This is a genomic window from Herpetosiphonaceae bacterium (assembly GCA_036374795.1).
Classification (GTDB): domain Bacteria; phylum Chloroflexota; class Chloroflexia; order Chloroflexales; family Kallotenuaceae; genus LB3-1.
Genome location: DASUTC010000287.1, coordinates 1 through 23850 on the forward strand (window position 1 = coordinate 1; position 23850 = coordinate 23850).

The following is a 23850-nucleotide window of genomic DNA, read 5'->3' on the forward strand; positions in this document are numbered from 1 at the left end:
CCTTGCTGAAAACATATCTCAATCCCGTATTCGCCAGATCACGTGCTGAATTTGACGCTGGATCGGTTATTGCGTATAGTTCTTGATACTAAATATCAAGAGTGAAGAAAGACTATGCTTCATCCACGTGCGGCGATACAACCGGCCTCGATCGGCGCTCCATCGGCAGCCGCCGCGATCGAATTGGAAGATGCGACGGTGGCCTACGGCGCGCATGTCGTGCTCGATCACATCACGCTGAAGGTACCAGCGGCGCAGATTATCGGGCTGATCGGGCCGAACGGCGCGGGCAAGACCACGCTGCTCAAGGCGATCGTCGGCGCGACGCGGCTGCTGAGCGGGCGGGTGCGCGTGCTTGGACAGCCGATCGAGTCGGTGCGCCAGCGGGTGGCGTACGTGCCGCAGCGCCGCGATGTCGACTGGAGCTTTCCGCTAAGCGTGCTGGATGTGGTGCTGATGGGGCGCTACGGGCGGCTCGGCATCTGGAAGCGGCCCCGCAGGCATGATCGCGAGATTGCGCTGCATGCGCTGGAGCAGGTGCGGCTCGGCGGGCGGCGCGACTGTCAGATCGGAGAGCTGTCGGGCGGGCAGCAGCAGCGCGTGTTTCTGGCTCGTGCCCTGGCGCAGGAGGCCGATCTGCTGCTGCTGGACGAGCCGTTCAACGGCATCGACACCACAACCCAGAGCGTGATCTTCGACCTGCTCTGCGAGCAGCGCAACCAGGGCCATACGGTGCTGCTCTCCACGCACGACCTGCACTCCGTCGAGCAAAACTGCGATCAACTGGTGGCGCTCAATCGCGGCATTGTCGCCTTCGGCCCCGTCGATCAGGTCTTTACCGCGCCGATCCTGCGCTCGACCTTCGGCTCGCAGGTGGCGGTCGTCGGCGATGAGCAGGCGGTGATTGTCAATCGGTAGAAGAACCAAGAACCAAGAACAGAGGACAAAGAACAAAAGCGGAGGAATGGGAGGAATCGCTGGGCTTTGTTCCGCTGTGTGGCTGGTGAGATTCTGTTGGTATGCCGAACTGGTTCGATCTCCAAACCTATCTTGAGCCGCTGAGCCTGGGCCTGGTGCAGCGCGGCATCCTCGCGGCGATCATCGTCGCGATCGTCTGTGGCGTGATGGGCACGTTCATCGTCGTGCGCGGCCTGGCGTTCCTGGGCGATGCGCTCGGCCACGCGGTGTTTCCGGGCGTTGTGGTCGCCTACCTGCTCAACTTCAACCTGCTGCTCGGCGGCCTGATCGCGGGCATCATCACCACGATCGGCATCGGCCTGGTGGCGCAAAACCGGCAGGTCCGCGAAAGCACCGCGATCGGCATCTTCTACACGGTGGCGTTCGCCCTCGGCGCGCTGCTGCTAAGCCGCAGCCGCTCTGCCAGCCGCGCGCTCAGCGAGCTATTGATCGGCAACGTGCTTGCGGTGCGGCCCCAGGATCTCCTTTTGACGGCGATCATCGGCGGCGGCGTGCTGCTGGCGGTCGCGCTGATGTACAAAGAACTGGTGCTGATCGCGTTCGATCCGGCGCTGGCCGCCGCGCAGGGCCGCAACGTCGCGCTCCTGAGCGCGGTGCTCTTCACGCTGCTGGCCCTGACGATCGTGGCCGCGCTTCAGACCGTCGGCAACGTGATGGTCGTCGCGCTGCTGGTAGTACCGGCGGCAACCGCGCGGCTGCTGGTCGCGTCACTGCCCTCGATCATGGCGCTGGCGGCGGGCCTCGGCAGCATCAGCACGATCGTCGGCGTGTATGTCTCGTACTACGCCAACATCGCGTCGGGCGGCGCGATCGTGCTCTGCGCCTGTCTCATCTTTTTTGGCGTGCTGGCGGCGCGCTCGGCCCGGAGCCGCTGGCCTGTCGCGGCGGCGAGGCCCTAGGAATGTGCTCGTCAGAATTCTTGCACAGAAATGCAGCATTCTGCCAGACAAAATCCCTATGCTATACTGAGCTATCAAGCGATGGAGGATAGAGGAATGGTTTCGATGACACATCAATACCGCGATCAAGTGCTTGCGGAAGTGGATGCCTTACCGCCCGAATACCTACCACTCCTGCTCCAATTGATGCGGACGTTTCGAGAAACGATCATCCTCAAGCCAGCAGTAGCAAGCTTCCAACAAGGATGGCAGGAAGCGCAACGAGGTGAGATCATGCCCGCAGCCGAGCTGTGGAGTGATATTGATGCCGAATGACGCTCCGACCCCGGTTCAGGTGTACTTTACCCCAGAATTTAAACGGAACGTTCGGCAGCTTGCAAAAAAGTATCGGCATATCAAGACAGATATTCAACCGTTGATTGATCAACTGGCCCAGCGTGAAACACCAGGTGATCGTATTGCTGGCGTGTCCTATCGCGTGTTCAAGGTACGAGTCAAGAATTCAGATCTAGGCAAGGGTAAAAGCGGCGGCTATCGCGTTATCTACTATCTGGTACGAGAAGACTCGGTAGTGTTAGTGACGCTGTATTCAAAGCCTGAACAAGGCGATATTGCTGCTGATGAAATCAGACGGATTATTACGAACCTTGATATGAACGAGGAACAAGTACAGTAATCTGGGTAAAGGAGTAGCCGACAAAGCGTTGCAATGGCATAGCCGTGGTCGCGCGAAATACCTGCACTTTTCGTGCAGTATCCTATCGCCATCCTGCTACTGCATCCACCTGGTTGTTCTGTTTAGCTTGACCGAATATGCTCAACTGGTTCAATCTGCAAACCTATCTTGAGCCGCTTCAGTACCCGTTTATGCAGCGGGGCCTGCTGGCTGTCGTGCTTGTCGGCGTGCTGTGCGCGCTGGTCGGCTCGTTCGTGGTGCTGCGCGGGCTGGCGTTCATGGGCGAGGCGATGCGTCACGCGCTCTTTGCCGGAGTCGTGATCTCGTTTTTGCTTGGCGGCAGCCTGATGGGCGGCGCGCTCATCTTCGCGCTGATCGTCGCGTGGCTGATCGGCGTGGTTGGACGGCAGCAGGGCATCGGCGAAGATACCGCGATCGGCGTGTTCTTCTCCGGCTCGTTCGCGCTGGGCATCGTGCTGCTCAACTTCGCGCGCAGCGGCGTACGCGACCTGGCGACGATTCTGCTGGGCGACGTGCTCGGCATCTCGACGTTCGATCTGGTGCTGACGGCGGTGGTCGTGGTGGTGGTGGCGGCACTGATCGGCTTCTTCTACAAAGAGCTGGTGCTGATCGCGTTCGACCCGGCGCTGGCCGCCGCGCAGGGCCGCTCGCTGGCGCTCTGGGACGGCCTGCTGCTGGTGCTGCTGGCGCTCGCGCTGACCACCGCGTTTCAGACGGTCGGGAATCTGCTGGTGCTGGCGCTGCTGCTGGCACCGGCGGCGACCGCTCGCCTGCTGACACAGCGGATGATCACGATGCTGCTCCTGGCGGCTGGCCTGGCCGTCACAGCCGGTGTCGTCGGGCTGTACATCTCCTACTGGCGTAACCTGCCGTCCGGCCCGACGATCGTGCTGCTGAGCGGCGCGCTCTTTGGCCTGGCGCTGCTGTTCGCGCCGCGCAGCGGCCTGGCGCAATCGTTCCGGCAGCGGCGACGCTTAAGGAAAGCTGCGCGGAGCAGCGCCGCGTAGCAGCGCACGGCAGCCGCTTATTCGGCAACCTCGCGGAACTCGAGGCGCGGATGCTCGCGCAGACAATAGTTCAGCTCCCACTCCGACGAAAAGATCACCACCAGCCGATCGGCGCGATCGTAGGTGCGGATGCTCTGCATCGGCCAGCGCACCTGCTCCAGCACCGCCGGGTCGCCCGCAACCCAGCGCGCCGTGACATGCGGCAGCCGCTCGATCGTCGTCTCGACCTTGTACTCGGCTACGAGCCGCGCCTGCACGACATCGAACTGTAGGTCGCCGACAGCGGCCAGAATCGGCGCGCGGCGCTGGGTATCCCGATCGTGCAACACCTGGATCACGCCTTCCGCCTCAAGCTGCTCGACGCCTTTGTGAAACTGCTTATAGCGGGTTACATCACGCAGATGGAGCACGCCAAAGCGCTCCGGCGTAAAGCGTGGGATCGCCGTAAAGTGCAGGCCATCGCAGGTGCTCAGCGTATCGCCGATCGCCAGCAGGCCGGGATTGGACAGGCCGACCACATCGCCGGGATAGGCTTCCTCGACGGTTTCTCGCTCGCGCGCAAACAGGCGATGCGGACGATTCATCCGGATCGCGCGGCCCAGGCGGGGATGATGCACGAGCATATCTTTCTGGAAGCGTCCTGAGCAGACCCGCAGAAACGCGATCTCGTCGCGGTGCCTGGGGTCCATATTGGCTTGCAGCTTGAAGACAAAGCCGCTAAACGCCTCGTCTGTCGGCGCGATCGATCCCTGGCTGCTCACGCGCGGCCCTGGTGCCGGGGCAAGATCGAGCAGCGCGGCCAGAAACGGCTCGACGCCAAAGTTGTTGAGCGCGCTGCCAAAGAAGACCGGCGTGACATCGCCCGCCAGAAACCGCTCGCGATCGAACGTCGCGCCCGCGCCCGCCAGCAGCTCGATCTCTTCGCTCAAACGGGCGTGCGCATCATCGCCGAGAAGCTGCGCCAGGCGCGGATCGTCCAGCGCGCTGACATGCACGGGCGCACGATGCTGCCCATGGGTCGTCTTCTCGAAGCGCAGCACGGATTGCGTGCGCAGATCGTACACGCCCTGGAAGCTCGGCCCGCTGCCGATCGGCCAGTTCATGGGCACCGCGCTCAGCCCCAGCACACGCTCGATCTCATCCAGCAGATCGAGCGGATCGCGGCCATCATGATCGAGCTTGTTGATAAAGGTCAGGATCGGAATCTGGCGCAGGCGACAGACCTCGAACAGCTTTTTGGTCTGCGGCTCGATGCCCTTGGCGCTGTCCAGCACCATGATCGCGCTATCGACCGCCATCAGCACGCGGTACGTATCCTCGCTGAAGTCGCGGTGGCCGGGCGTATCCAGCAGATTCAGCCGGTAGCCCTGATAGTCGATCTGAAGCACCGTCGAGGTAATCGAAATGCCGCGCTCCTGCTCAAGCTCCATCCAGTCGGAGGTGGCGCGGCGGCGATTGTCGCGCGCGCGGACGGAGCCCGCGAGATCGATCGCGCCGGAGTAGAGCAAGAATTTTTCGGTAAGTGTGGTTTTGCCCGCATCGGGATGCGAGATAATGGCAAACGTTCGGCGGCGCGCAACCTCGTGGTGCAGTTCCGCCGACATGCTCTGATCAACAGCTTGGGTCATGCTTGTGTGTAAAACCTCATCGTAGCGCAATATATGCAGCGTAACTATACAGGCGTAAGCGCCGACTGTAAAGGAAATGCATCGATCTGCGCAGGGCGGCGTGTGTACGACGAGCCGTGCTACAATGCCAGTACGGTATCATCCAACCGATGGAGCGGAGCATGAACAACGGCAGCGCGCAGCCAATCATCGCGGCGCATGGCCTGCGCAAAGAATTCAACCAGACCGTCGCCGTCGCGGGCGTCGATCTTAGCGTCTGGGGCGGCGAGATCTTTGGCTTTCTGGGGCCGAACGGCGCGGGCAAGACCACGACGATCAAGATGCTGATCGGCCTGCTGCGCCCCACAGCCGGGCACGCCTACATCGGCGGGCATGATATACAGGCCAATCCGATCGCCGCAAAATCCCTGCTGGGCTACGTGCCGGACGAGCCGTATCTGCCGGAGAAGCTGACGGCGCGCGAGTTTTTGCAGTTCATCGGCGGGCTGTATCGCATCCCGCGCGCGGATATTCAACGGCGTGGCGAGGAGCTGCTCAAGCTCTTCGATCTGCAAGAGCACGGCGACGAGCTGATCGGCGGGTTTTCGCACGGGATGCGCCAGAAGACCGCGCTGGCCGGAGCGCTGCTGCACGATCCGCGCGTGCTCTTTCTGGACGAGCCGACCGTCGGCCTCGATCCGCGCAGCGCCCGGCTGATCAAAGACATTTTGCGGCAGCTCGCGGCGCGCGGCACTGCTGTGTTTCTTACCACCCATATCCTAGAGATTGCCGAGCGGCTCTGCGATCGAGTCGCGATCATCTCCGGCGGGCGCGTCATCGCGGCGGGCACGATGAACGAGCTGCGCCAGGGCAGCACCGGGCAATCGCTCGAAGATATTTTCCTGGCGCTGACGGGCGGCGCGGAGTACGCCGAGATCGCCGAGGTGCTGGCGTAGGGACGAGAACGAAGAACCAAGAACTCGGAACTTGAAACTTGAAACTTGAAACTTGGAACCTGGAACTCGAAACAGATTGGAGTGCGTGTGACGATAGCAGGGCCATCGGTCATCGGCGGAGCGTGGACGATCCTGCGGGCGCGCTGGCAGGTGGCGCGCAATAGCTTCTGGCGCGGCAAGCTGACCCGCAAGCTTTCGACGCTGATCGGCGTGCTGGTGATCCTGGCGCTTTCGTACGGGCTGTACATCTTTAGCAGATTCATCGTGCGTGGCCTGCTGGATCTTGAGCGGATCGCGCCTGAGCTAAGCGCACAGTTCGGCAGCTTCGATCGCTTCTTTGCCGCGGTTCCGAGCATTGTGCTGAGCATCTTCGCGTTTCCGCTGCTGCTGAGCAGCATCTCGTTCGTGCTCTCCACGCTCTACCTATCGCGCGATTTGGATACGCTGCTGGTGACGCCCGTGCCGGTACGCTCGGTCTTTCTGGCGCGCTTTCTGGAAGGCTTGTTCACCACCTACCTGCTCTTCTTCGCGCTGCTGGCTCCGGCGCTGGCCGGCTATGGTCAGGCGTTGGGCTATGGCATCGGCTTCTACCTGGCGCTGCTGGTGGTGCTCGCGCTGCTGCCGCTGCTGCCGGTCAGCATCGGCGCGCTGCTGACCATGCTGCTGGTCCGATTCATCCCCGCCAAGCGGCTGCGCGACGTGCTGACGATCATCGGCGGCCTGTTTGGCCTGGCGATCTACATCGGCTCGCAGCTACTCACCCGAACGGTGGACGACATCGCCACGCCGCAAAACGCCGAGCGGCTGCTTCAGTTCGATATTCCCTGGCTGCCGACCTCCTGGGGCGCGCGCGTGCTGGTGGCGGCGGGCACCGGCGATCTGCAAACGCTGCTGATCTTCGGCGGGCTGTACCTTCTGGCGACGCTGGGACTGTTTGCCGTGTGCGTCGTGCTGGCCGAGTACCTGTACTACAGCGGCTGGGTCAGCATGGCAGGCACGGGCGGTGGTCGGGTGCGCCGCCGGGCGCGGCGGGTGCTCAGCGCGAGCGCCGGACGCAGAGCGGGCAGCCGCTACGGCGCGATCGTGCGCAAAGATCTGCAAATCCTGCCCCGCGATCTGCAACAACTGTCGCAGCTCCTCTTTCCGCTGGCGATCTCCGTCTTCTGGATCTGGCAAGTCGTCACCGATACGCAGCTTAGTGAAACGCGGCTCGGCTCGGAGCGCTTTGCCGACTCCGGGCTGATCGCGATGGGCCTCTTCGTCTGTATGCTGATCGCCAGCCATATCGGCATGACCGGGCTGAGCCGCGAAGGCACCACGATCTGGCTGCTCAAGCTCGCGCCGCTCGACACCTGGACAATCCTGTGGGCAAAATGGACCCTGGCCTGGCTGCCCTTTCCGCTGATCGGCAGCGCCTTCGTCGTCGTGCTTGGCATACTCAAGCAGATCCCGCCGCTCCAGCTTGCGGAGAGCTGGCTGCTGGTCTTGCTGACCGGCGCGGGCGTGGCGGGCATCACCACCGGCTTCGGCGCTGCGTTTCCCAGGTTCGACTGGCAGCAGCCGCGCAAGATGACGAGTACCCGCGCGGGCTGCCTGGGCACGCCCACCTACCTGGCGTACGCCGGGCTGATGCTGATGCTGACGACCGGCGCGGAGTTTGCCGCACCGATCTGGGGCGGCTGGGTCTATGCCGTGGGCTGGAGCCTGGCAGTGCTGCTCACGGCCCTGGCGCTCCTGCTGCCGATGCTGATGGGCGCGACCCGCCTGCGGAACACCGAGCTGTAGGATTCGCGCCGCCAGGCCGGGGCGGGTGCCACGGCGCGGGATTCCCCCAAAACACCCCTTTCTGATGCAGAATCGAACACGTTCCCAAAAAGGTACCTTGATTCTGCATGAGGTGGCCGCAGATACGGCGAGCGTTGACAGCGCGGAACAAGAGGGGTTATCCTGCCCGTATACCGCAACGCGGCGTAGCCAGCAGCGCGCTGCGCATGGTGAACACCGACGATCACCCACCGGAAGGAGCAGACGTGGACGATCCGACGGCATCGTCTCTGGCGATCGATGATGCAGCACTGCTCGGCCTGCTGCGCAATCGGGAACCGCACGGCCTGGCCGTGCTCTACGATCGCTATGGCCGGTTGGTCTACAGCATGGCGCTGAGGATCGTCCAGGATCACGGGATCGCCGAGGAGATCACCCAGGATGTCTTTCTGCGCTGCTGGAATAATATCGCCAGCTACCAGCCGGGCCACGGCAGCCTGGTATCATGGCTGCTGGGCATCGCGCATCACCGCGCGATCGACGAGCTGCGCAGCCGCCGCAACAAGCACCGCAGCCGCGAGGTTTCGACCGAGCAGCTCCACTACCTGACCACGCCCGACGCCAGCTTCGACGAGGCGCTGATGCGCGACGAGATCCGCACGACGCTTGAAAGTCTGCCGCTGCCACAGCGCGAGGCGATCGAGATGATCTTCTGGCGCGGCTTTACCCGGCGCGAGGCCGCCGAGCACCTGGGCGTGCCGATCGGCACGCTGCATACGCGGCTGCGCCTGGGCATGGAGAAATTGCGGGCGGTGTATGAGCGGCTGTTTGGGGATGAAGGATAGAGTCCAGGCGCTCACCCGGTCGATTGCGACCGGGGGAGCGCCTCTCCGTTTATTCCTCCGCGATCGTAATATTCGTGATGCGCACATCCTCGGTCGGCGTCGAGCCCTCGGCGCCCGTCGTCGGCGTGTTCGCGATGGCGTCCAGCGTTTCGAGGCCCTCGGTCAGCTTGCCGAAGATGGTGTAGTTCTTGGGCAGCGGATAGTCGGCGTGGACGATAAAGAACTGCGAGCCGTTGGTGTTCGGCCCGGCGTTCGCCATCGCCAGCGTGCCGCGCTGGTAGCTCAGGCTGTCGGGGATCGGCTCGTCCTCGAAGCGATAGCCGGGACCGCCCGTGCCGGTGCCGGTCGGATCGCCGGTCTGGACCATAAAATCTTTGATGATCCGGTGAAACTTCACGTTCTGATAGAAGTTTTCGCGCGACAGAAACACGAAGTTATTGACCGTCTTGGGCGCTTCTTTGGCGAAAAGTTCGGCCTTCATCGTGCCCTTGGTCGTCTCGATCGTCGCGATATACTTCTTGTTCGGGTCGATCTGCATGGCTGGCGCGGCGGAATATTTGTTGTTGCGCTCCGACGGATCGGCTGCTGCGTCTCCAGCTTGATTCCCGGACGCAGGGCTGGCCGACGCCGCAGGAGCCGCACTTGCCGACGCCGCAGGAGCCGCGCCGGTGCTGCCGGTGCTATCGGATGGGACCGTGTTGTCGGTGGGCTGGCCGCATGCCGCCAGGGCCAGCAGCGGGAGCGCGAGCAGCCCCAGGTGAATGAAACGCATGTGTGTCGTCCTTTCAATTATGGGAGGTGTCCCCCGATACGGTACCGAACAGAAGCCGGTTCGTCAAATATGTATGTACCATGATGCCCGCTGGCCCTCAGCTTGCGTAACTTCGTCACCTGTGGGAACATCAACCTAGTACATAGATGTGCTCTAACGCGGCAAAGGAGGCGCGGTGTTGTATGGAAGATGAGGACAACGCCATGCTGAGGACAGGCACCCGCGAGCCACTCTCCGAAACGATCCATCTCCTTGGCGACATGCTTGGCTCGGTGATCCGCGAGCAGGCCGGAGAGGCCGCGTTCGCCCTGGAAGAACGTGTGCGCGAGCTAGCCAAGCTTGCGCGCGAGGACGAGCGCGCGGCAGATCCGGCAGCCCAGGAGTTGGCGCGACAGATCGAGGCGCTGGACCTGCCGCAGATTCACATTCTGATCAAAGCCTTCACCACCTACTTCGGCCTCGTCAATCTCGCCGAGCAGCACGAGCGGCTGCGGGTCTTGCGCGAGCGCGAGCGCACCAACCCGCCCGTCGCCGAATCGCTGGACGAGGCCATCGCCCGCCTGCGCGAGAGCGGCTACAGCGCGCACGACGTGCAGACGCTCCTCGATCGGATGGTCGTCAAGCCCGTCTTCACCGCGCATCCCACCGAGTCGAAGCGCCGGACGATCCTTGAAAAGCTGCGCAACATCTCGGCCCTGCTGACGCGCATGGAATCGACCGATCTCCTGCCACGCGAGCAGCAGCAGATCGAGCAGGCGCTCCGCAGCGAGATCGTCGGGCTGTGGCAGGCGCATGAGATCCGCGATGTGCGGCCCATGGTGATCGACGAGGTCAAGAAAGGGCTGTACTTCTGCGAAGAAACGCTGCTGCCGATCGTGCCGCTGATCTACCGCGATCTTCAGGCAGCGCTGCGCGAGTACTATCCCGACCACGAGTGGCGCGTGCCGTCGCTGCTGCGCTTCGGCTCGTGGATCGGCGGCGACCGCGACGGCAACCCGTTTGTCACGCCTGAGGTGACACTTGAAACCGTGCGGCTGCTGCATACGCGGGCGCTCAACCACTACGTCCACGCAATCGAGGACCTGGCGCACAACATGACCTCATCGGCGCACGCCACGCCCTACAGCGACGAGCTGCGCGCTACGCTGGCGCTGCACGAGCAGCGCTTCCCTGATGTGGCCCAGAACGTCACGCAGCGCATCCCGTTCGAGCCGTACCGCCAGTTTTGTACCTATATCCGCGAAAAGCTGCTGCTCAGCCGACAGCACGCCCAAACCTTCCAGCCGGTCTGGGGCGCGGACGCGGTTGATACCGGCGGCAGATGGTATCTGAACAATGTCGAGCTGCTGCACGATCTCAGGATCATCGACCGCAGCCTGCGCGCGCATGGTGGAGCCGCCATCGCCGACGGGCTGCTGGCCGACGTGATCCGGCAGGTGGAGGTCTTTGGCCTGCATCTGCTGAGGCTGGATATTCGTCAGCACTCGGAGCGACACACCAGCGCGCTGGCCGAGATCTTCGCATTCGCCGATGTCTGCGCCGACTACGCCGCTCTGACCGAGACGGAGCGCGTCGCGCTGCTCAGCCGGGAACTCCAGACCAATCGCCCGCTGATCCCGGCGCGGCTGAGCTTTGGCGACGAAACCAACGAGACGATCGCGACCTTCCGGCTGCTGCACGCGATCCTTGAGCAGTTGAGCCCAAACGCCACCCACACCTACATCATCAGCATGACCACGGGCGCGAGCGATCTGCTGGCGGCGCTGCTGCTGGCGAAAGAGGCGGCGCTGTACCGGCGCGGCGAGTACAGCCGCTTCGATATTGTGCCGCTCTTCGAGACGCGCGAGGACCTGACGCACGCGCCACGGATCATGGCCGATCTCTTTGCGCTGCCCGCGTATCGCGAGCATCTGGCGCTGCGCCACAACCACCAGGAGGTGATGGTCGGCTACTCCGACAGCAACAAGCTCGCCGGATTCTTACCGGCATCCTGGGCGCTCTACACGGCGCAGCGCGCGCTGGTGGAGGTGGCGGATCAGGCGGGAGTCTCGCTTGAGCTGTTCCACGGGCGCGGCGGCGCGATCGGGCGGGGCGGCGGTCCGGCCAACGCCGCGATCATGGCGCAGCCAGCCGGAACCGTGCGCGGGCGGCTCAAGCTCACCGAGCAGGGCGAGGTCATCTCGGATCGCTATGGGCAGCGGGGCATCGCCGCGCGACATCTCCAGCAGGTGCTCAACGCCGCACTGATCGCCAGCACGCCGTACGTCACGCCGACGATCCCGCCGGAGTGGGAGGCGGCGCTCGACGCGCTGGCCGACCAGGGCTTCTGCGCCTATCGCTCATTGGTCGAGCATCCCGATTTTCTGCCCTACTTCCACGGCGCGACGCCGATCGACGAGCTGAGCAACCTCAAGATCGGCTCGCGGCCTGCCCGCCGCAAGCAAAGCGACCGCCTGGAAGACTTGCGCGCGATCCCGTGGGTCTTTGCCTGGATGCAAAGCCGCCATACGCTGCCGGGCTGGTACGGCCTGGGCACCGCCGTCGAGCAGTATCTGGCCGAGGATCGCGCCGGGCGGCTGGCGCTGCTCCAGACGATGTATCGTGAGTGGCCGTTCTGGCGTACCACGCTCGACAACGCGCAGATGGTGCTGGCGAAAGCCGATCTGCATATTGCCGAGCGCTATACCTCGCTGGTGCCCGATGCTGGCGTGCGCGAGCGGATGTGGAAGCTGATCGCGGACGAGTATCGCCGCACGGTGCAGGCCGTCTGCGCGGTCGCCGGGATCGACCACCTGCTGGATCAGTGGCCGACGTTGCAGCGCTCGATTCGTCGGCGCAATCCGTATGTCGATCCGCTGAGCTACATCCAGGTTGCGCTGCTGCACCGGCTGCGCGCGTCCCACGATCCCGATCCGCTGCTTGAGCAGGCCGTGCTGCTGACGGTCAACGGCGTTGCGGCGGGGCTGCGCAATACGGGGTAGGTCGATTGGGGGCGTATGTGGCTTCTGCTAATACGAAACTACATACGCCCTTCCTCAGATCTCGTCAACAGCTACGCCATCTTTACAGCGTTTAAATTGACAGATGTACTATACTATGTAGCAACGGAGGGAAGCAGATCCCCCCCTGCTCCGCCGCCAACGACTCCACAACAATCCTAAATGTCTTTAGACACAGCCTCATACCAACAACCCAACGACATCATCGCCTGACGCTCTTATCGACCTGCGCACAAAAAACCGTGCTTGTATGCGGTCAATTTGAAAAACGGCCTTTGGCAACGAAGGAGGTGCTTCTGCATCCCACAGATCACGTCGTGCGTCGGCTGCGTGTGTAAGGCTCTTGAAAGGAGTGTATCCTATGGACTGTCGTGAAGTTCGCCGTCTGCTGAACCAGGGTGTGACGCCCAGCTCATACGACGCTCTACGCGCTACGATGGGCTTTCACCTCGCCATGTGCTCTGATTGCCGCACGTATCGTGTCAAACAAGCTTATCGACGCTGCAAGGACCAACAACTGCTGGCTGCGCTCCTGTCGCAGCAGCCACCCATCCGCTCCCAACAGGTCTTTGCAGCCAACCGCTTCGCGCGCCGCACACCACGCCGACAGTCGCATCGCGGGCTGCACGCTGCCGGTGTCAGGGTGCTGCTGGGAAGCCTGCTGGCTTTGAGTCCGCTTGGCGGCAGTGCAGCGCCCGCACCTAGCCCCGCTCCCCAGCCGGCATCTGCTCCTGTACAGACAAACGACGATGCGATCCTGGTCGAGCGCCAGCAGTATCGAGCGCCTGAGCGGGCAGCCATCGGCGCGGCTGCTGCCAGCCAGGAGCAGAGCGCTCCGCCATCCATCGAGCCAGGGCAGACGCTGCTGATCCCCGCTGTGCAGGATGCGCCATCCGCCGATCGTGCCCAGCAGACGGGAGCGACCGTCTACACCGTGCAATCGGGCGATACGCTAACGGGCATTGCCTGGAGGTTCTACGGCAACGCGAATCTCTGGACTACGATTTATGACGCAAATCGGAATGTGATCGGAGCCAATCCCCACATGATTTACCCAGGTCAACGGATCGTGATCCAGAGCATGTCTACACCAGCGCCAGCGCCAGTACCGCCACAGAGCGGCGAAGTACAAGGATTACACACCGTTCGGTCCGGCGAGTCGCTCTGGTCGATCGCGCAGCAGGCGTATGGTAATGGCACGGGCTGGAACACTATCTATCAGGCGAACCAGCACCAGATCGCCAATCCAAGCATGATCTTTCCTGGGCAGGAGCTTACCATTCCCCGCCAACTATCACATGATCCCGGAGCGATTGTTGACGGCTCAGGAAGCTACACGGTGCAGCCCGGCGACTCGCTCTGGTCGATTGCGCAGCGCTATTACGGCGATGGCACGCAGTACTGGCGCATCTATCAGGCGAACCAAGGCCAGATTGCCAACCCGATTCTGATCTATCCGGGGATGACGCTCACAATTCCCTAGCTCTGGCTACCGTACAATACGGCGCTCAGGAGACTCGCCGCAGATACTCCGGCGGCACGTGATCCACCAGCCAGACGCCGTTGCCGGAGCGGAAGAAGCGAAAGCCCGCCTGCTGCATCGCGGCGGCGTCTACCGCCAGGATCACCGGCTGCCCGCGCCGCGCCCCGACCTTTGTCGCGGTCGCCAGGTCGCCTGAGAGATGCACGTGATGGCGCTGCATCTTGAGCAGACCGTCGCGCAGGATCGCCGCAAGGAAGCGCTCGACGGTGCCGTGGTAGAGCATCTGCGGCGGCGTGGCGGCCTCAAGTTGCAGATCGACCTCGACGCTGTGGCCTTGCTGCGCGCGGATCGACGCGCCCGACGGATCGAACGCGAAGCGCTGCTTATCGTTCTGCGATACGACTTCCTCCAGCTCGGCGCGGCTGATCGGAAAGTTGTTTCGCGCACAGGCGGCCAGCAGCTCGTCCACTGCTACCCAGCCGCCCGGCGCGAGCGTCAGGCCAAGCCGCTCAGGCTGATGGCGCAGATGCTTGCTGAGATATTTGCTGATGCGGACCAGCCGCGCTTCGTTCATGATGTGGTTCCTTATCAACGTTGCCTACGACGCCTCGGCCAGCGGCCCCAGCCCGACCAGCGTCAGGTTATCGAATGGCTTGCCGCGCAGCAGCGCATCCACGTCGTCGCCCGTCACCGCCAGCAGCCGATCGACCTGCTCGCTGACCGGCTCGATCCGCCCGCGATAGATCCAGTCGAAGCCGACCGACGTCAGGCGGCCCATGGGCGTCTCGGAGTGCAGCACCAGCCCCGACGCAAGCTTGCGCCGCGCGCGCGCCAGCTCGTCGTCGGTAATGCCCTCGGCCTGTACCGTATGCAGCGTCGCGCGGGTCAGATCGATCACCTCGCGGGTACGCGACGGATCGCACGAGACGAACATATAGAACGCGCCCGCGCCGTCCTGCTCGGCGTAGCTGATATCGGCGCTATGTGCGATGCCGGGATAGACCAGCGCCCAGTAGAGCCGCGATCCGCGACCGCCGCCGATCACCTGGGCCAGCACATCCGCCGCGTACCGCTCGTCGTCCTGCGCCGAGGGGCCGGGAGCGACCGCCGCCAGATAGATTCGATCGCGCTGCGGATCGGCCCGCATATGCTCCTGCGGGATCGGCTGCGGCTCCCAGAGCGCGCGCGGCGTCTCGGCGGGCTGCCACGCGCCGCACACGCGCTCGATCTGCGCCACCGCAGCATCCCAGTCGTACCTGCCCGTCAGCGTCACGACCATGTTGTTGGGCGCGTACCGCAGGTTGAAATACGCCATCATCTGATCGCGCTGCAACGCGGAGATACTCTCGGTGGAGCCCAGCACGCTGTTGCCGAGCGGATGCCCGTGATGATAGACCTCGCGCGCAAGCTGATAGACCGAGTAGGCCGGACGATCTTTGTACATCGCGATCTCTTCGAGGATCACCTGCTTCTCGGTATCGAAATCCTCCTGGCGCAGGCTGGGACGCAGCATATCCGCCAGCAAGTCGATCAGATGCTCCTGAAATTCGGGCAGCACCGCGCCATAGTACACCGTGTTCTCATTGGAGGTGAAGGCATTGTAGCTCGCGCCCATCTCGGCAAACTCGCGATCGACATCTTCCGCCGAGCGGCGGGCGCTGCCTTTGAACATCATATGTTCGAGAAAATGGCTGACGCCGGAGATTTCGGGCGTCTCATCCCGCGAGCCGGTACGAGCAAAAAAGCCGATCGCCACCGACTGTGCCGCCTCGTTATACTCGCCAACAATCGTCAGGCCATTTGCCAGCGTATGGTGATCGTAGCGCATATCTACTCCTGATGGTTGTTGAGGTCGATCGGCGCGGGGCCGAGCGTTATCACCGTAAAGGTCTGCGGCGTGTGCTGCGCCAGATACTCGTTTAGAGCATCGATCGTCACCGCCTCGACCGCGCCGCGAATATCTTCGAGCGTGCGAGGCCGATCGATCAGGAACACGTCGCCGGCTAGCGCAGCCGCGCGCGCCGTGCTGGACTCGCCCTGCATCACCAGCGCCGACAGCAGGCCGGTACGGGCACGATTCAGCTCCTCCGCCGTCACGCCCTCGCCAAGCCGCCGCAGCTCGCCCAGGATCACCTCGACCGTCTCCTGCGCGCGGCCCGGCTGCGTTCCGGCATAGCCCAGCACCAGACCAAGACCTCTGTACAGGCGCGGCGTTGCGTAGACCGTGTACACCAGGCCGCGCTTGACGCGCACCTCGGTGAAGAGCCGCGAGGCCATGCTGCCAGACAAGACATTCAGCGCCAGGCGCTCGTGGTAGTAGTGCGGATCGCCCAGCGGCAACGACTGGTAGGCCACGGCGATCTGAGTCTGCGCCGTCTCCTGCTGGAGATGATGGTACAGCGGTCCGCTCCTGGCCTGCGGCTGCGGCCATGTGGGCGGCGCTCCCTGCCAATCGCCAAAGAGCCGCTCCGCCGTGTCGCGCGCCTGCTCCGGCTCGACGCCGCCGGCAATCGCCAGCACGCCCCCGGCTGGCCGGTAGCGCGCCGCATGGTCGGCTTGCAGCGCTGCCGGATCAATCTGATCCAGCTCGTCGGGCTCGCCAAGCGTCGAGCGCCCGAACGGGCCGGGAAAATAGATCTTGTTGAACTCGTTGAATAGCCGCTGCACCGGATTATCGTTGAGCGACTGGATCGATTGCAGCGTGAGCGCGCGGACCGCATCCAGCTCGGCGGGGGGCAAGTGCGGGCGGCGCACGACATCGGCATACAGCGCTAGCGCCGCATCGAAATCCTCGGCCAGCAGCGCGCCGCTAAACGTCGTGTACTCGGTGCCGACGCCGCCGCTGCGCTGCACGCCCAGCTCATCCAGTGCGTTCGAGAGCGCCCGCGCGTCGCGCTCGCCCGCCCCGCGAAAGACCATGCCGTTGAGGAGCTGCGCCGCGCCGCTCTGCCCTGCGGGATCGTTTGCCGATCCGGCGTGCAGCAGCAGCGTCCAGGCGACAGACCGGACGTAGGGCATCGGCTCGACAACCACCGTCAGGCCGTTGTCGAGGCGAAATGTATGAATCGATTGGGGCACGACTCCTCCTTACATATCGCGATCACTCTCTGTAGTATGGCGCGATTTAGAGCGTGCGTCAACGGGGGCAAAGAGGGCCTTGCGGATCATTCCTGCCGCGTCACGCCGCGATCGGCAAGCTGCCGCGCCAGTTGCGCGAAGGTAATCCCATGCTGCTCGGCGATCGTCGCGGCATGCGAGCGCGCGGCTGGCGTGCCTGGCCGGATCACATAGGTGCGCGCGGCATCCTCGGCCACGCCCGCGATCCAGCTCATGATCGTCGCGCCGCCGTCCGCGCCGTTGAGCAACTCAAGCTCATATGCCAGCGCGTGCAGATGCGTGACATAGACCGTCCGCGCTCTCAGCAGCCGCAGCGCGCGCAGCACATCGCCCGCCAAAACCTGCGCCTCGCGCTCGCCCGTGCTGGTCAGCGGCTCGTTGAAGAGCAGCAGGCTGTTGGGCGTTGCCTGGGCAAACATCTCGCGCAGCCGCCGCGCCTCGTCGTCCAGGCGGCCAGCGCCCAGCTCCACGCCCTCGACCGGCGGAAAATGCGTCAGGATCGCGTCGGCGGGAACCATCCGCGCCTGAGCTGCCGCGACATAGGCCCCGGCCTGGAACAAGACCTGATTCAGGCCCACTGCGCGCAGATAGGTCGTCTTACCGCCGCGATTGGGGCCGGTCAAAAACACAATCCGCCCCGGCTCGAAATCGATCGGATTGAGCACGAGCGGCAGGGCACCGGCCTGGTGGCCGTTGCCCGACGGCGCGGCAAGCTGGATCGCCAGGCTCGGATTGTACGCCTCGGCCAGCCTATGCTCGCGCGCGTCGATCACCGGCAGGCAGACGGGCAAGCCCTGCGCGGCGCGGCGTGCAGCGAAGCGCACCGCGCTCAAGAAAAAGGCCAGCTCCTGCTCCAGCGCGGCCAGCGGACGCACCTGAACGCGACCATAGCGCTCAAGCGCCGCCGCGACCGGCTGCACCACCTCCGACAAGATCTGCTGCAAATCGCGCGACAGCGGATCGACCTCCGGCGGGCGCTCGGCGATCTGGCGCAGGATCGTCGCGCCGGGAAGCGTGGCGGGCGTCGAGCGGCCCAGCAGCCGTTGCACCAGCGAGCGCGGCCCGACAAACGGCTCGCGGTTGATCGAAACCAGTGTCGCCGCGACCGGACGCAGATCGCGATCGAGGTTAACGCCAATCGTGACGCTGGCAGCCTGATCGAGCTGCGCGCGCAGCTCCGGCAGCTCGGCGGCGAGCGCCTGAAACTCCTCGCTCGTCCGCGTAGCCCGCACATAGTCGAGCAGGCCGCGCCAGCCCGCCGCATGAAGCCCATCCTCATCGCTGAGCGCCGCGTGTAGCTCGTCGATACAGGCGACGTAGTGCTCAAGATCGCTGAGACGCGGCGGCACTGTCAGCAGTGGCGACTCGTGGCCCCAGCCCGCGCTGCGCGGCTGCGCCAGCTCCGCCAGATGTGGCAGCAGCGCCGCCAGCGCCGCACAGAGCCGCTGCCTGCCCGCCAGCTCCACGACGATCGCCTGGCGGTAGGCGATCACCGCCGGATCGGCGACCAGCGCCAGCAGCAGGCTGCGGACATGCTGCCCGTGACGACCATCCCAGTCCAGCTCGCGGACCAGCACGTCCAGGCCCAGATCGAGCGCCTGCTGCGCGGTCAGCCCCGCGCTGCCGCTATCGCGCCCATGACCTGGCGGCCACAGCAGGCTCGGCACCGGCACACGATCGTCAGGCTGGTTCATCGTATCACCGCTATCGTAGAGCAAAGAACAAGCAAACAAAGAACAAAGGGCTTCATCGGCTGTTCTTTGTTCTTTTCTATGCCGCCTTCCGCAGCGCCTCGATCACCCGCATATTGGCGACCGCATCCTGAGGCGGGTAGCGCAGCGGGCGATCTTCAAGCGCCGCGCGGGCAAACTCATCGACCATAAGCTGATATTGATCGACGGTATCGGTGAAGATGCGCGAAACCTCGCCATTCTGGTGCACCTGGATCTCGCCCTCTTCGTTCGCTTCGGGCCGGAAGCCCTGCCGCACAAAGATCCGTCCGCTGCTGCCGATCAGCTCGTAGCGCGTATCGCCCGCCGCCTTGAGGCTGACATCGATCTCCGCGACCACGCCGTTGGGAAAGCGCATCACGCCGATGAACGACTCGTCCACGCCAGACGGGCCGTAGACCGCCACCGCCGCCACCGCCTCCGGCTCCGTGCCCACCGCGAGCCGCGCCAGATTCACGCCGTAGCAGCCGACATCCATCAGCGCGCCGCCGCCCAACTCCTTGCTCAGCCGAATATTGCTGTCGGCGACGATGCCAAACGAAAAGGTGCCCCGGACGATGCGCAGCTCGCCGATCATACCGCCGTGCAGCAGATCCAGAATATCCTTTACGATTGGATGGTGCCGGTACATAAACGCCTCGGCCAGCTTCACACCCGCGCGCTCAGCCGCCGCGACCATCTCCTCAGCCTGCTGCACGGTCAGCGCCAGCGGCTTCTCGCACAAAATATGCTTGCCCGCCTGCGCCGCCGCGATTGTCCAGCGATAATGCTCGCTGTTCGGCAGCGGAATATACACGGCGTCGATCTCGGAGCTGTTGAGCAGCGCGGTATAGTCGTCGAAGACCTGCGCGATCTTGGCATCCTGGGCAAGCTGCTCGGCCCGCGCCCGGTCGCGGCTGGCAATCGCGACGACCGTGCCGTAGGTCGACGCCTGAATCGCTGGGATCACCTTCTTCCGTGCAATATTGGCAGCTCCGAGAACTCCCCATCGTAGCTTCGTCATAGAACGCGACTCCTTAGCTGATGGTGCCCTGTTGATTCTGGCTCAGCGAATGACGATCACATGAACTTCTTTTGGGCCGTGTACACCCAGCGTTAGGCTCAGCTCGATGTCGGCGGTGCGCGAGGGGCCGCTGATGATCGCGAGATTAGAACGATTGCGAAACATACCATCGCCAAGCTGCTCCCGCAGCAGCGCAAACGCATCGGGCAGCGTCCGCATGATCCGTTCCGCTGGTAGCAGCGCGATATGCATCGGCGGCAGCAGCGACGCCAGCCGTCCGCGACCGTCGTCGCTCAGCAGCAGCAGGCTGCCGCTCTCGGCGATGGCCGCATCCGCGCCGGTAATCCCGATCGGGATCGTCTCAAGCCCACCCAGCCGCGACTCGCGATCGTCATCGCCGAGCACCTGCGGCGCGACCCGCGCGATACCCAGGCCATCCAGCAGCGCATCGACGCCAGGTATCGGCAGATCCTCAAGATTCCACGCCAGCACCTGGCGCGCTCCGATAGATTCCAGCAGCGAGCCGAGCTGCTCCAGCGCATCCCCCGGACCGTCGCAGACATACACATGACCATGGAGCGCTGTCAGCTCCGCCTGGAACTGGTCGAGCACATCGAGGTCCGTCGCCACGAACGGACCATGCGGATGCGGCGCGGGATACTCGTCGGCCTGCGCCTGCAACATCGGCTGGTTGACCTGCAAGCCGGATCGAATGTGTGCAAGGATGCGAGATCGCGAATCGTTCATAATACCTCTAGGCTTGCTTCTTGCGCCTGGTCCAGCGCTCGTGGAAGCTCTCGGCGGCGAATGGCGGAAAATCCCGCCCATGAGTCCAGGCGTCCAGCGGCGGCGGCAGGCGGCGGATACGTCCGCGCCGCGCCAGCATCCTAAGCCCCACCCGCGATAGTTTGCCGCCCGCCCTGTACAGACCGCGCGAGGTCATCCCGATGCGCCATGCCTGCATGCCCAGCCGCTCCGCCAGCGGTGCGCCCACCTGCTGCACCACGTCGCGGCGCAGCTTGAGCAGGTAATCGGGCAGCGGAATCCGCACCGGACATGCCTCCTGACACGCGCCGCACAGGCTGCTGGCGTAGGGCAGCCACTTGTTATCGGCGTCGAGGCCATCGAGCAGCGGTGTGAGCACCGCGCCGATCGGGCCGGGATAGACCGAGCCATATGCATGGCCGCCGATCTCGCCATAGACCGGGCAGACATTCAGACACGCGCCGCAGCGGATGCAGTACAGCGCCTCGACGTACTCCGAGCCCAGGATACGCGACCGCCCGTTGTCGAGCAGCACGAGGTGAAACTCCTCCGGCCCGTCGAACTCGCCCGCCCGTCCGGGGCCGGTGACGAAATTGGTATAGACGCTCATCTTCTGGCCGCTGGCCGAGCGCGCCAGCACTTGCATCAGCGGCATCAGATCGTCCATCGTCGCCACGGTGCGCTCGATGCCCATCAGCCCGACATGAATGCGCGGCGCGGTCGAGGTCAGCCGTCCATTGCCCTCGTTCTCGACCAGCACGATCGTGCCGGTTTCGGCCACGCCAAAGTTGACGCCGGTAATGCCCATGTCGGCGCGCAGATATTCCAGCCGCAGCGCCTCACGCGCCGCAGCCGTCAGCGCGGTCACTTCGTCGGTCGGAGCCATGCCCAGCTTCTCGTGGAACAGCCGCGCGACCTGCTCTTTGGTCCAGTGGATCGCGGGCGCGAGGATATGCGACGGCGTCTCGCCCGCAAGCTGGATGATATACTCGCCCAGGTCAGTCTCGACCACGCGCAGGCCCGCCGCTTCGAGCGCATGGTTGAGGTGGATCTCCTCGGAGGCCATGCTTTTGCCCTTGACGATGCTGCGCACGCCCCTGGTCCGCGCCAGATCGAGGATGATCTGCCGCGCCTCCTCGCCATCGTAGGCCCAGTGAACATGCCCGCCCGCCGCCTCGACGTTGGCCGCGAGCTGCTCCAGGTAGCGATCCAGATGCGCCAGCGCCCGTGCGCGCGCCGCCCGCGCCCGATCGCGCACCTCGTCGCTGTTGAGCAGCTTATCGATCGCGGCGGCGCGCTGGGCGATAAAGCGCACCGTCGCCCGATCGAGCGCCGTTTTCAACTGAGCATCGTGCAGTGCCGCGTCGGCACGTTCGTAGAATGTGAGAGGTTGAGCTGCCATTACATTCCTTCTTAATCACGGGAAGCGGCAGATGTATCGCCGGGCGTTTGCAGCGCGCCCAGGGGACCGCCCGCCAATACCTGCGCGATATGCAGTGTCCGGCAGACCACGCCCTCGCGGCTGAGCCGACCGTTGATCTGCGTCATACAGCTTGCGTCGCAGGTGACGGCGTAGCTCGCGCCGGTCTGCTTGATCGCCGCCACCTTGTCGCCGACCATCGCCTCTGAGATGTGCCCAAGCTTGACCGCGAACAGGCCGCCGAAGCCGCAGCAGCGCTCCGCATCGACCATCTCGACCACCTGCGCATCCGCGACATGCGCCAGCAGCTCGCGCGGCTGCGCTTTGAGCTTCAGCTCGCGCAGGCCGTGGCAGGCATCATGGATCGTCAGCGTCGCCGGGAAGTGCGCGCCTACGTCGGTGACACCCAGCACATCGACCAGATACTCGGTAAACTCGTAGGTCCGGCTCGCCAGCTCCAGCGCCGCCGCGTGCAGCTCAGGATGGTCGCCGAACAGCTCAGGATAATAGTGCCGGATCATCGTCGCGCACGAGCCCGACGGCGTGACCACATCGCCGCAGCCGCGCAGCACCTCGATGTTGCGCCCGGCAACCGCGCGCGATTCGTCGCGAAAGCCGGAGTTAAAGGCCGGTTGGCCGCAGCAGGTTTGATCGAGCGGAAACCCCACCTCGACGCCAAGCCGCTCCAGCACTGTCACCACGGCCTCGCCGATTTCGGGGTAGATCTGATCGATGATGCAGGTGATGAAGAGCGTCGCTCGGCGAGTTGTATCTGCCATAGGAAAAGGCTCCTTGATGTCGCATCACGTGCGAGGATACGGCTCATTGTAGCATGGAGCAGCGGGCCGCACCAACCATGTCCAGGCTTGGAGTTGCGGCCCTCATCCCGGCCTCGCGGCACGTTGTTCTCGCCTCCCTACCCCCGCACCACGGTATTGCGCAGCACCCCGATCCGATCGACCTCGGCCTCGATCACGTCGCCCACCTGCAAGAACTCCGGCGGTCGGCGGCCCATGCCCACGCCGCTGGGCGTGCCCGTGGCGATGATGTCGCCCGGCTCCAGCGTCTGGCCCCGCGACAGGATCTCGATGATCGTCGGAATATCGAAGATCAGATCGGAGACGAAGGCCTGCTGCTTGATCTCGCCGTTGACCCGCAGCCGCAGCCCAAGCTGCGACGGATCGGCCACCTCGTCGGCGGTCAGGATGCACGGCCCCATCGGGCAGTAGCCGTCGAGGCTCTTGGCCTTGTAAAACTGCTGGTGGCGCGTCTGAAGATCGCGCGCCGAGATGTCGTTGACGATGGTATAGCCCCACACGTGGCGCATCGCGTCTTGCCGCCTGATGTTCTTGCCGCCCACGCCGATGATCAGGGCCAGCTCAACCTCCCAGTCGAGCTGCTCGGTGATCGACGGATCGAGCGGCACGCCGCCGTCGGGATGGTTGACCGACGTGGTCGCCTTGGTGAAGAAGACCGGATGCTCCGGCAGCGTTTCGGGGAGGCCCTTGAAGCGCGCCGACTCACGGGCGTGCTCGGCGTAGTTCATGCCCAGGCAGACGATGTTTTTGCGCGGATTCGGCAGCGGCGCGTAGAGCCGCGTTCGATCGAGCGGCACGAGATTGTGCGGCATCGCTTCGGCCACGATCTGCGCCGCTCGTCGCAGCCCCGACGGTCCCATTTCGATCAACGTCTGCATATCGGGCGCAACGCTATCCAGCATTATCACATCGTTGTCGCGTAAGGCTCCGATCATCATTCCCCGGTGAAAGAATGTTACGAGGCGCATGCCAGCCACTCCTTTATCGACG

At 64.2% G+C, this 23850-nt stretch carries 21 protein-coding genes; 10 read left to right on the forward strand and 11 right to left on the reverse strand.

Annotated elements, in window-relative coordinates; translation table 11 throughout:
• Nucleotides 1–114: 114 nt before the first annotated feature.
• From VFZ66_22270 to VFZ66_22290, 5 genes are all read left to right on the forward strand, one after another.
• The gene (locus tag VFZ66_22270; protein ID HEX6291928.1) at nucleotides 115–918 is read left to right on the forward strand and encodes a metal ABC transporter ATP-binding protein; all 804 of its coding nucleotides are present in this window, start codon (nucleotides 115–117) and stop codon (nucleotides 916–918) included.
• A gap of 101 nt (nucleotides 919–1019) precedes the next feature.
• Entirely contained in the window at nucleotides 1020–1877 is an 858-nt protein-coding gene (locus VFZ66_22275) for a metal ABC transporter permease (GenBank protein ID HEX6291929.1), read from the forward strand.
• Nucleotides 1878–1982: 105 nt separating this feature from the next.
• Nucleotides 1983–2192, forward strand: a complete 210-nt coding sequence (locus VFZ66_22280; GenBank protein HEX6291930.1) for a hypothetical protein — start codon at nucleotides 1983–1985, stop codon at nucleotides 2190–2192.
• Entirely contained in the window at nucleotides 2182–2553 is a 372-nt protein-coding gene (locus VFZ66_22285) for a type II toxin-antitoxin system RelE/ParE family toxin (GenBank protein ID HEX6291931.1), read from the forward strand. The genes VFZ66_22280 and VFZ66_22285 overlap by 11 nt, the downstream gene beginning before the upstream one ends.
• A 137-nt stretch (nucleotides 2554–2690) precedes the next feature.
• Nucleotides 2691–3581, forward strand: a complete 891-nt coding sequence (locus tag VFZ66_22290) for a metal ABC transporter permease (protein ID HEX6291932.1) — start codon at nucleotides 2691–2693, stop codon at nucleotides 3579–3581.
• A gap of 17 nt (nucleotides 3582–3598) precedes the next feature.
• Here VFZ66_22290 and VFZ66_22295 read toward each other — a convergent pair whose 3' ends face one another.
• A complete protein-coding gene (locus VFZ66_22295) occupies nucleotides 3599–5209 on the reverse strand; it encodes a peptide chain release factor 3 (GenBank protein ID HEX6291933.1) in 1611 nt (536 codons plus the stop codon).
• Nucleotides 5210–5370: 161 nt separating this feature from the next.
• Here VFZ66_22295 and VFZ66_22300 point away from each other — a divergent pair, with 161 nt between their 5' ends.
• The 3 genes from VFZ66_22300 to VFZ66_22310 all read left to right on the forward strand — a co-directional run bounded on the left by VFZ66_22300 (nucleotide 5371) and on the right by VFZ66_22310 (nucleotide 8753).
• Nucleotides 5371–6144: an ABC transporter ATP-binding protein gene (locus tag VFZ66_22300; protein ID HEX6291934.1), complete on the forward strand. Its 774-nt coding sequence runs from the start codon at nucleotides 5371–5373 to the stop codon at nucleotides 6142–6144.
• Between the two features lie 87 nt (nucleotides 6145–6231).
• Nucleotides 6232–7929: a hypothetical protein gene (locus VFZ66_22305; GenBank protein ID HEX6291935.1), complete on the forward strand. Its 1698-nt coding sequence runs from the start codon at nucleotides 6232–6234 to the stop codon at nucleotides 7927–7929.
• 245 nt (nucleotides 7930–8174) lie between these two features.
• Entirely contained in the window at nucleotides 8175–8753 is a 579-nt protein-coding gene (locus VFZ66_22310; protein HEX6291936.1) for a sigma-70 family RNA polymerase sigma factor, read from the forward strand.
• Between the two features lie 49 nt (nucleotides 8754–8802).
• Here the strand turns inward: VFZ66_22310 and VFZ66_22315 are convergent, their stop codons facing one another.
• Nucleotides 8803–9525, reverse strand: coding sequence for a peptidylprolyl isomerase (locus VFZ66_22315; GenBank protein ID HEX6291937.1), 723 nt, complete (start codon nucleotides 9523–9525; stop codon nucleotides 8803–8805).
• A gap of 182 nt (nucleotides 9526–9707) precedes the next feature.
• Here VFZ66_22315 and ppc point away from each other — a divergent pair, with 182 nt between their 5' ends.
• The gene (gene ppc, locus VFZ66_22320; protein HEX6291938.1) at nucleotides 9708–12506 is read left to right on the forward strand and encodes a phosphoenolpyruvate carboxylase; all 2799 of its coding nucleotides are present in this window, start codon (nucleotides 9708–9710) and stop codon (nucleotides 12504–12506) included.
• Between the two features lie 379 nt (nucleotides 12507–12885).
• Nucleotides 12886–14007: a LysM peptidoglycan-binding domain-containing protein gene (locus tag VFZ66_22325; GenBank protein ID HEX6291939.1), complete on the forward strand. Its 1122-nt coding sequence runs from the start codon at nucleotides 12886–12888 to the stop codon at nucleotides 14005–14007.
• 25 nt (nucleotides 14008–14032) lie between these two features.
• On the opposite strand, the gene VFZ66_22330 is transcribed toward VFZ66_22325, so the two are convergent.
• The 9 genes from VFZ66_22330 to VFZ66_22370 form a co-directional block, all read right to left on the reverse strand.
• Entirely contained in the window at nucleotides 14033–14581 is a 549-nt protein-coding gene (locus VFZ66_22330) for an RNA 2'-phosphotransferase (protein HEX6291940.1), read from the reverse strand.
• Between the two features lie 24 nt (nucleotides 14582–14605).
• Nucleotides 14606–15835, reverse strand: coding sequence for a pitrilysin family protein (locus VFZ66_22335; GenBank protein ID HEX6291941.1), 1230 nt, complete (start codon nucleotides 15833–15835; stop codon nucleotides 14606–14608).
• A 2-nt stretch (nucleotides 15836–15837) separates the two neighbouring features.
• The gene (locus VFZ66_22340; GenBank protein HEX6291942.1) at nucleotides 15838–17085 is read right to left on the reverse strand and encodes a pitrilysin family protein; all 1248 of its coding nucleotides are present in this window, start codon (nucleotides 17083–17085) and stop codon (nucleotides 15838–15840) included.
• 86 nt (nucleotides 17086–17171) lie between these two features.
• Complete coding sequence (locus tag VFZ66_22345; GenBank protein HEX6291943.1) at nucleotides 17172–18818, reverse strand: hypothetical protein; 1647 nt, start codon at nucleotides 18816–18818, stop codon at nucleotides 17172–17174.
• Between the two features lie 76 nt (nucleotides 18819–18894).
• Nucleotides 18895–19857: a Gfo/Idh/MocA family oxidoreductase gene (locus tag VFZ66_22350; GenBank protein HEX6291944.1), complete on the reverse strand. Its 963-nt coding sequence runs from the start codon at nucleotides 19855–19857 to the stop codon at nucleotides 18895–18897.
• Nucleotides 19858–19899: 42 nt separating this feature from the next.
• Nucleotides 19900–20604, reverse strand: a complete 705-nt coding sequence (locus VFZ66_22355; GenBank protein HEX6291945.1) for a lactate utilization protein — start codon at nucleotides 20602–20604, stop codon at nucleotides 19900–19902.
• A 7-nt stretch (nucleotides 20605–20611) separates the two neighbouring features.
• The gene (locus tag VFZ66_22360) at nucleotides 20612–22024 is read right to left on the reverse strand and encodes a LutB/LldF family L-lactate oxidation iron-sulfur protein (protein ID HEX6291946.1); all 1413 of its coding nucleotides are present in this window, start codon (nucleotides 22022–22024) and stop codon (nucleotides 20612–20614) included.
• A gap of 11 nt (nucleotides 22025–22035) precedes the next feature.
• On the reverse strand, nucleotides 22036–22821 hold the full coding sequence (locus VFZ66_22365; GenBank protein ID HEX6291947.1) for a (Fe-S)-binding protein: 786 nt from the start codon (nucleotides 22819–22821) through the stop codon (nucleotides 22036–22038).
• Between the two features lie 137 nt (nucleotides 22822–22958).
• Nucleotides 22959–23828 carry a fumarylacetoacetate hydrolase family protein gene (locus tag VFZ66_22370; GenBank protein ID HEX6291948.1) on the reverse strand — a complete coding sequence of 290 codons (870 nt, stop codon included), beginning with the start codon at nucleotides 23826–23828 and terminating at the stop codon, nucleotides 22959–22961.
• Between the last annotated feature and the right edge of the window lie 22 nt (nucleotides 23829–23850).

Coding starts and splice junctions, on each gene's coding strand:
- VFZ66_22355 (HEX6291945.1), bottom strand. CDS start 20,604: ATGAACGATTCGCGATCTCGCATCCTTGCACACATTCGATCCGGCTTG.
- ppc (HEX6291938.1), top strand. CDS start 9,708: ATGGAAGATGAGGACAACGCCATGCTGAGGACAGGCACCCGCGAGCCA.
- VFZ66_22290 (HEX6291932.1), top strand. CDS start 2,691: ATGCTCAACTGGTTCAATCTGCAAACCTATCTTGAGCCGCTTCAGTAC.
- VFZ66_22295 (HEX6291933.1), bottom strand. CDS start 5,209: ATGACCCAAGCTGTTGATCAGAGCATGTCGGCGGAACTGCACCACGAG.
- VFZ66_22325 (HEX6291939.1), top strand. CDS start 12,886: ATGGACTGTCGTGAAGTTCGCCGTCTGCTGAACCAGGGTGTGACGCCC.
- VFZ66_22300 (HEX6291934.1), top strand. CDS start 5,371: ATGAACAACGGCAGCGCGCAGCCAATCATCGCGGCGCATGGCCTGCGC.
- VFZ66_22315 (HEX6291937.1), bottom strand. CDS start 9,525: ATGCGTTTCATTCACCTGGGGCTGCTCGCGCTCCCGCTGCTGGCCCTG.
- VFZ66_22280 (HEX6291930.1), top strand. CDS start 1,983: ATGACACATCAATACCGCGATCAAGTGCTTGCGGAAGTGGATGCCTTA.
- VFZ66_22345 (HEX6291943.1), bottom strand. CDS start 18,818: ATGAACCAGCCTGACGATCGTGTGCCGGTGCCGAGCCTGCTGTGGCCG.
- VFZ66_22360 (HEX6291946.1), bottom strand. CDS start 22,024: ATGGCAGCTCAACCTCTCACATTCTACGAACGTGCCGACGCGGCACTG.
- VFZ66_22285 (HEX6291931.1), top strand. CDS start 2,182: ATGCCGAATGACGCTCCGACCCCGGTTCAGGTGTACTTTACCCCAGAA.
- VFZ66_22350 (HEX6291944.1), bottom strand. CDS start 19,857: ATGACGAAGCTACGATGGGGAGTTCTCGGAGCTGCCAATATTGCACGG.
- VFZ66_22330 (HEX6291940.1), bottom strand. CDS start 14,581: ATGAACGAAGCGCGGCTGGTCCGCATCAGCAAATATCTCAGCAAGCAT.
- VFZ66_22370 (HEX6291948.1), bottom strand. CDS start 23,828: ATGCGCCTCGTAACATTCTTTCACCGGGGAATGATGATCGGAGCCTTA.
- VFZ66_22365 (HEX6291947.1), bottom strand. CDS start 22,821: ATGGCAGATACAACTCGCCGAGCGACGCTCTTCATCACCTGCATCATC.
- VFZ66_22270 (HEX6291928.1), top strand. CDS start 115: ATGCTTCATCCACGTGCGGCGATACAACCGGCCTCGATCGGCGCTCCA.
- VFZ66_22335 (HEX6291941.1), bottom strand. CDS start 15,835: ATGCGCTACGATCACCATACGCTGGCAAATGGCCTGACGATTGTTGGC.
- VFZ66_22275 (HEX6291929.1), top strand. CDS start 1,020: ATGCCGAACTGGTTCGATCTCCAAACCTATCTTGAGCCGCTGAGCCTG.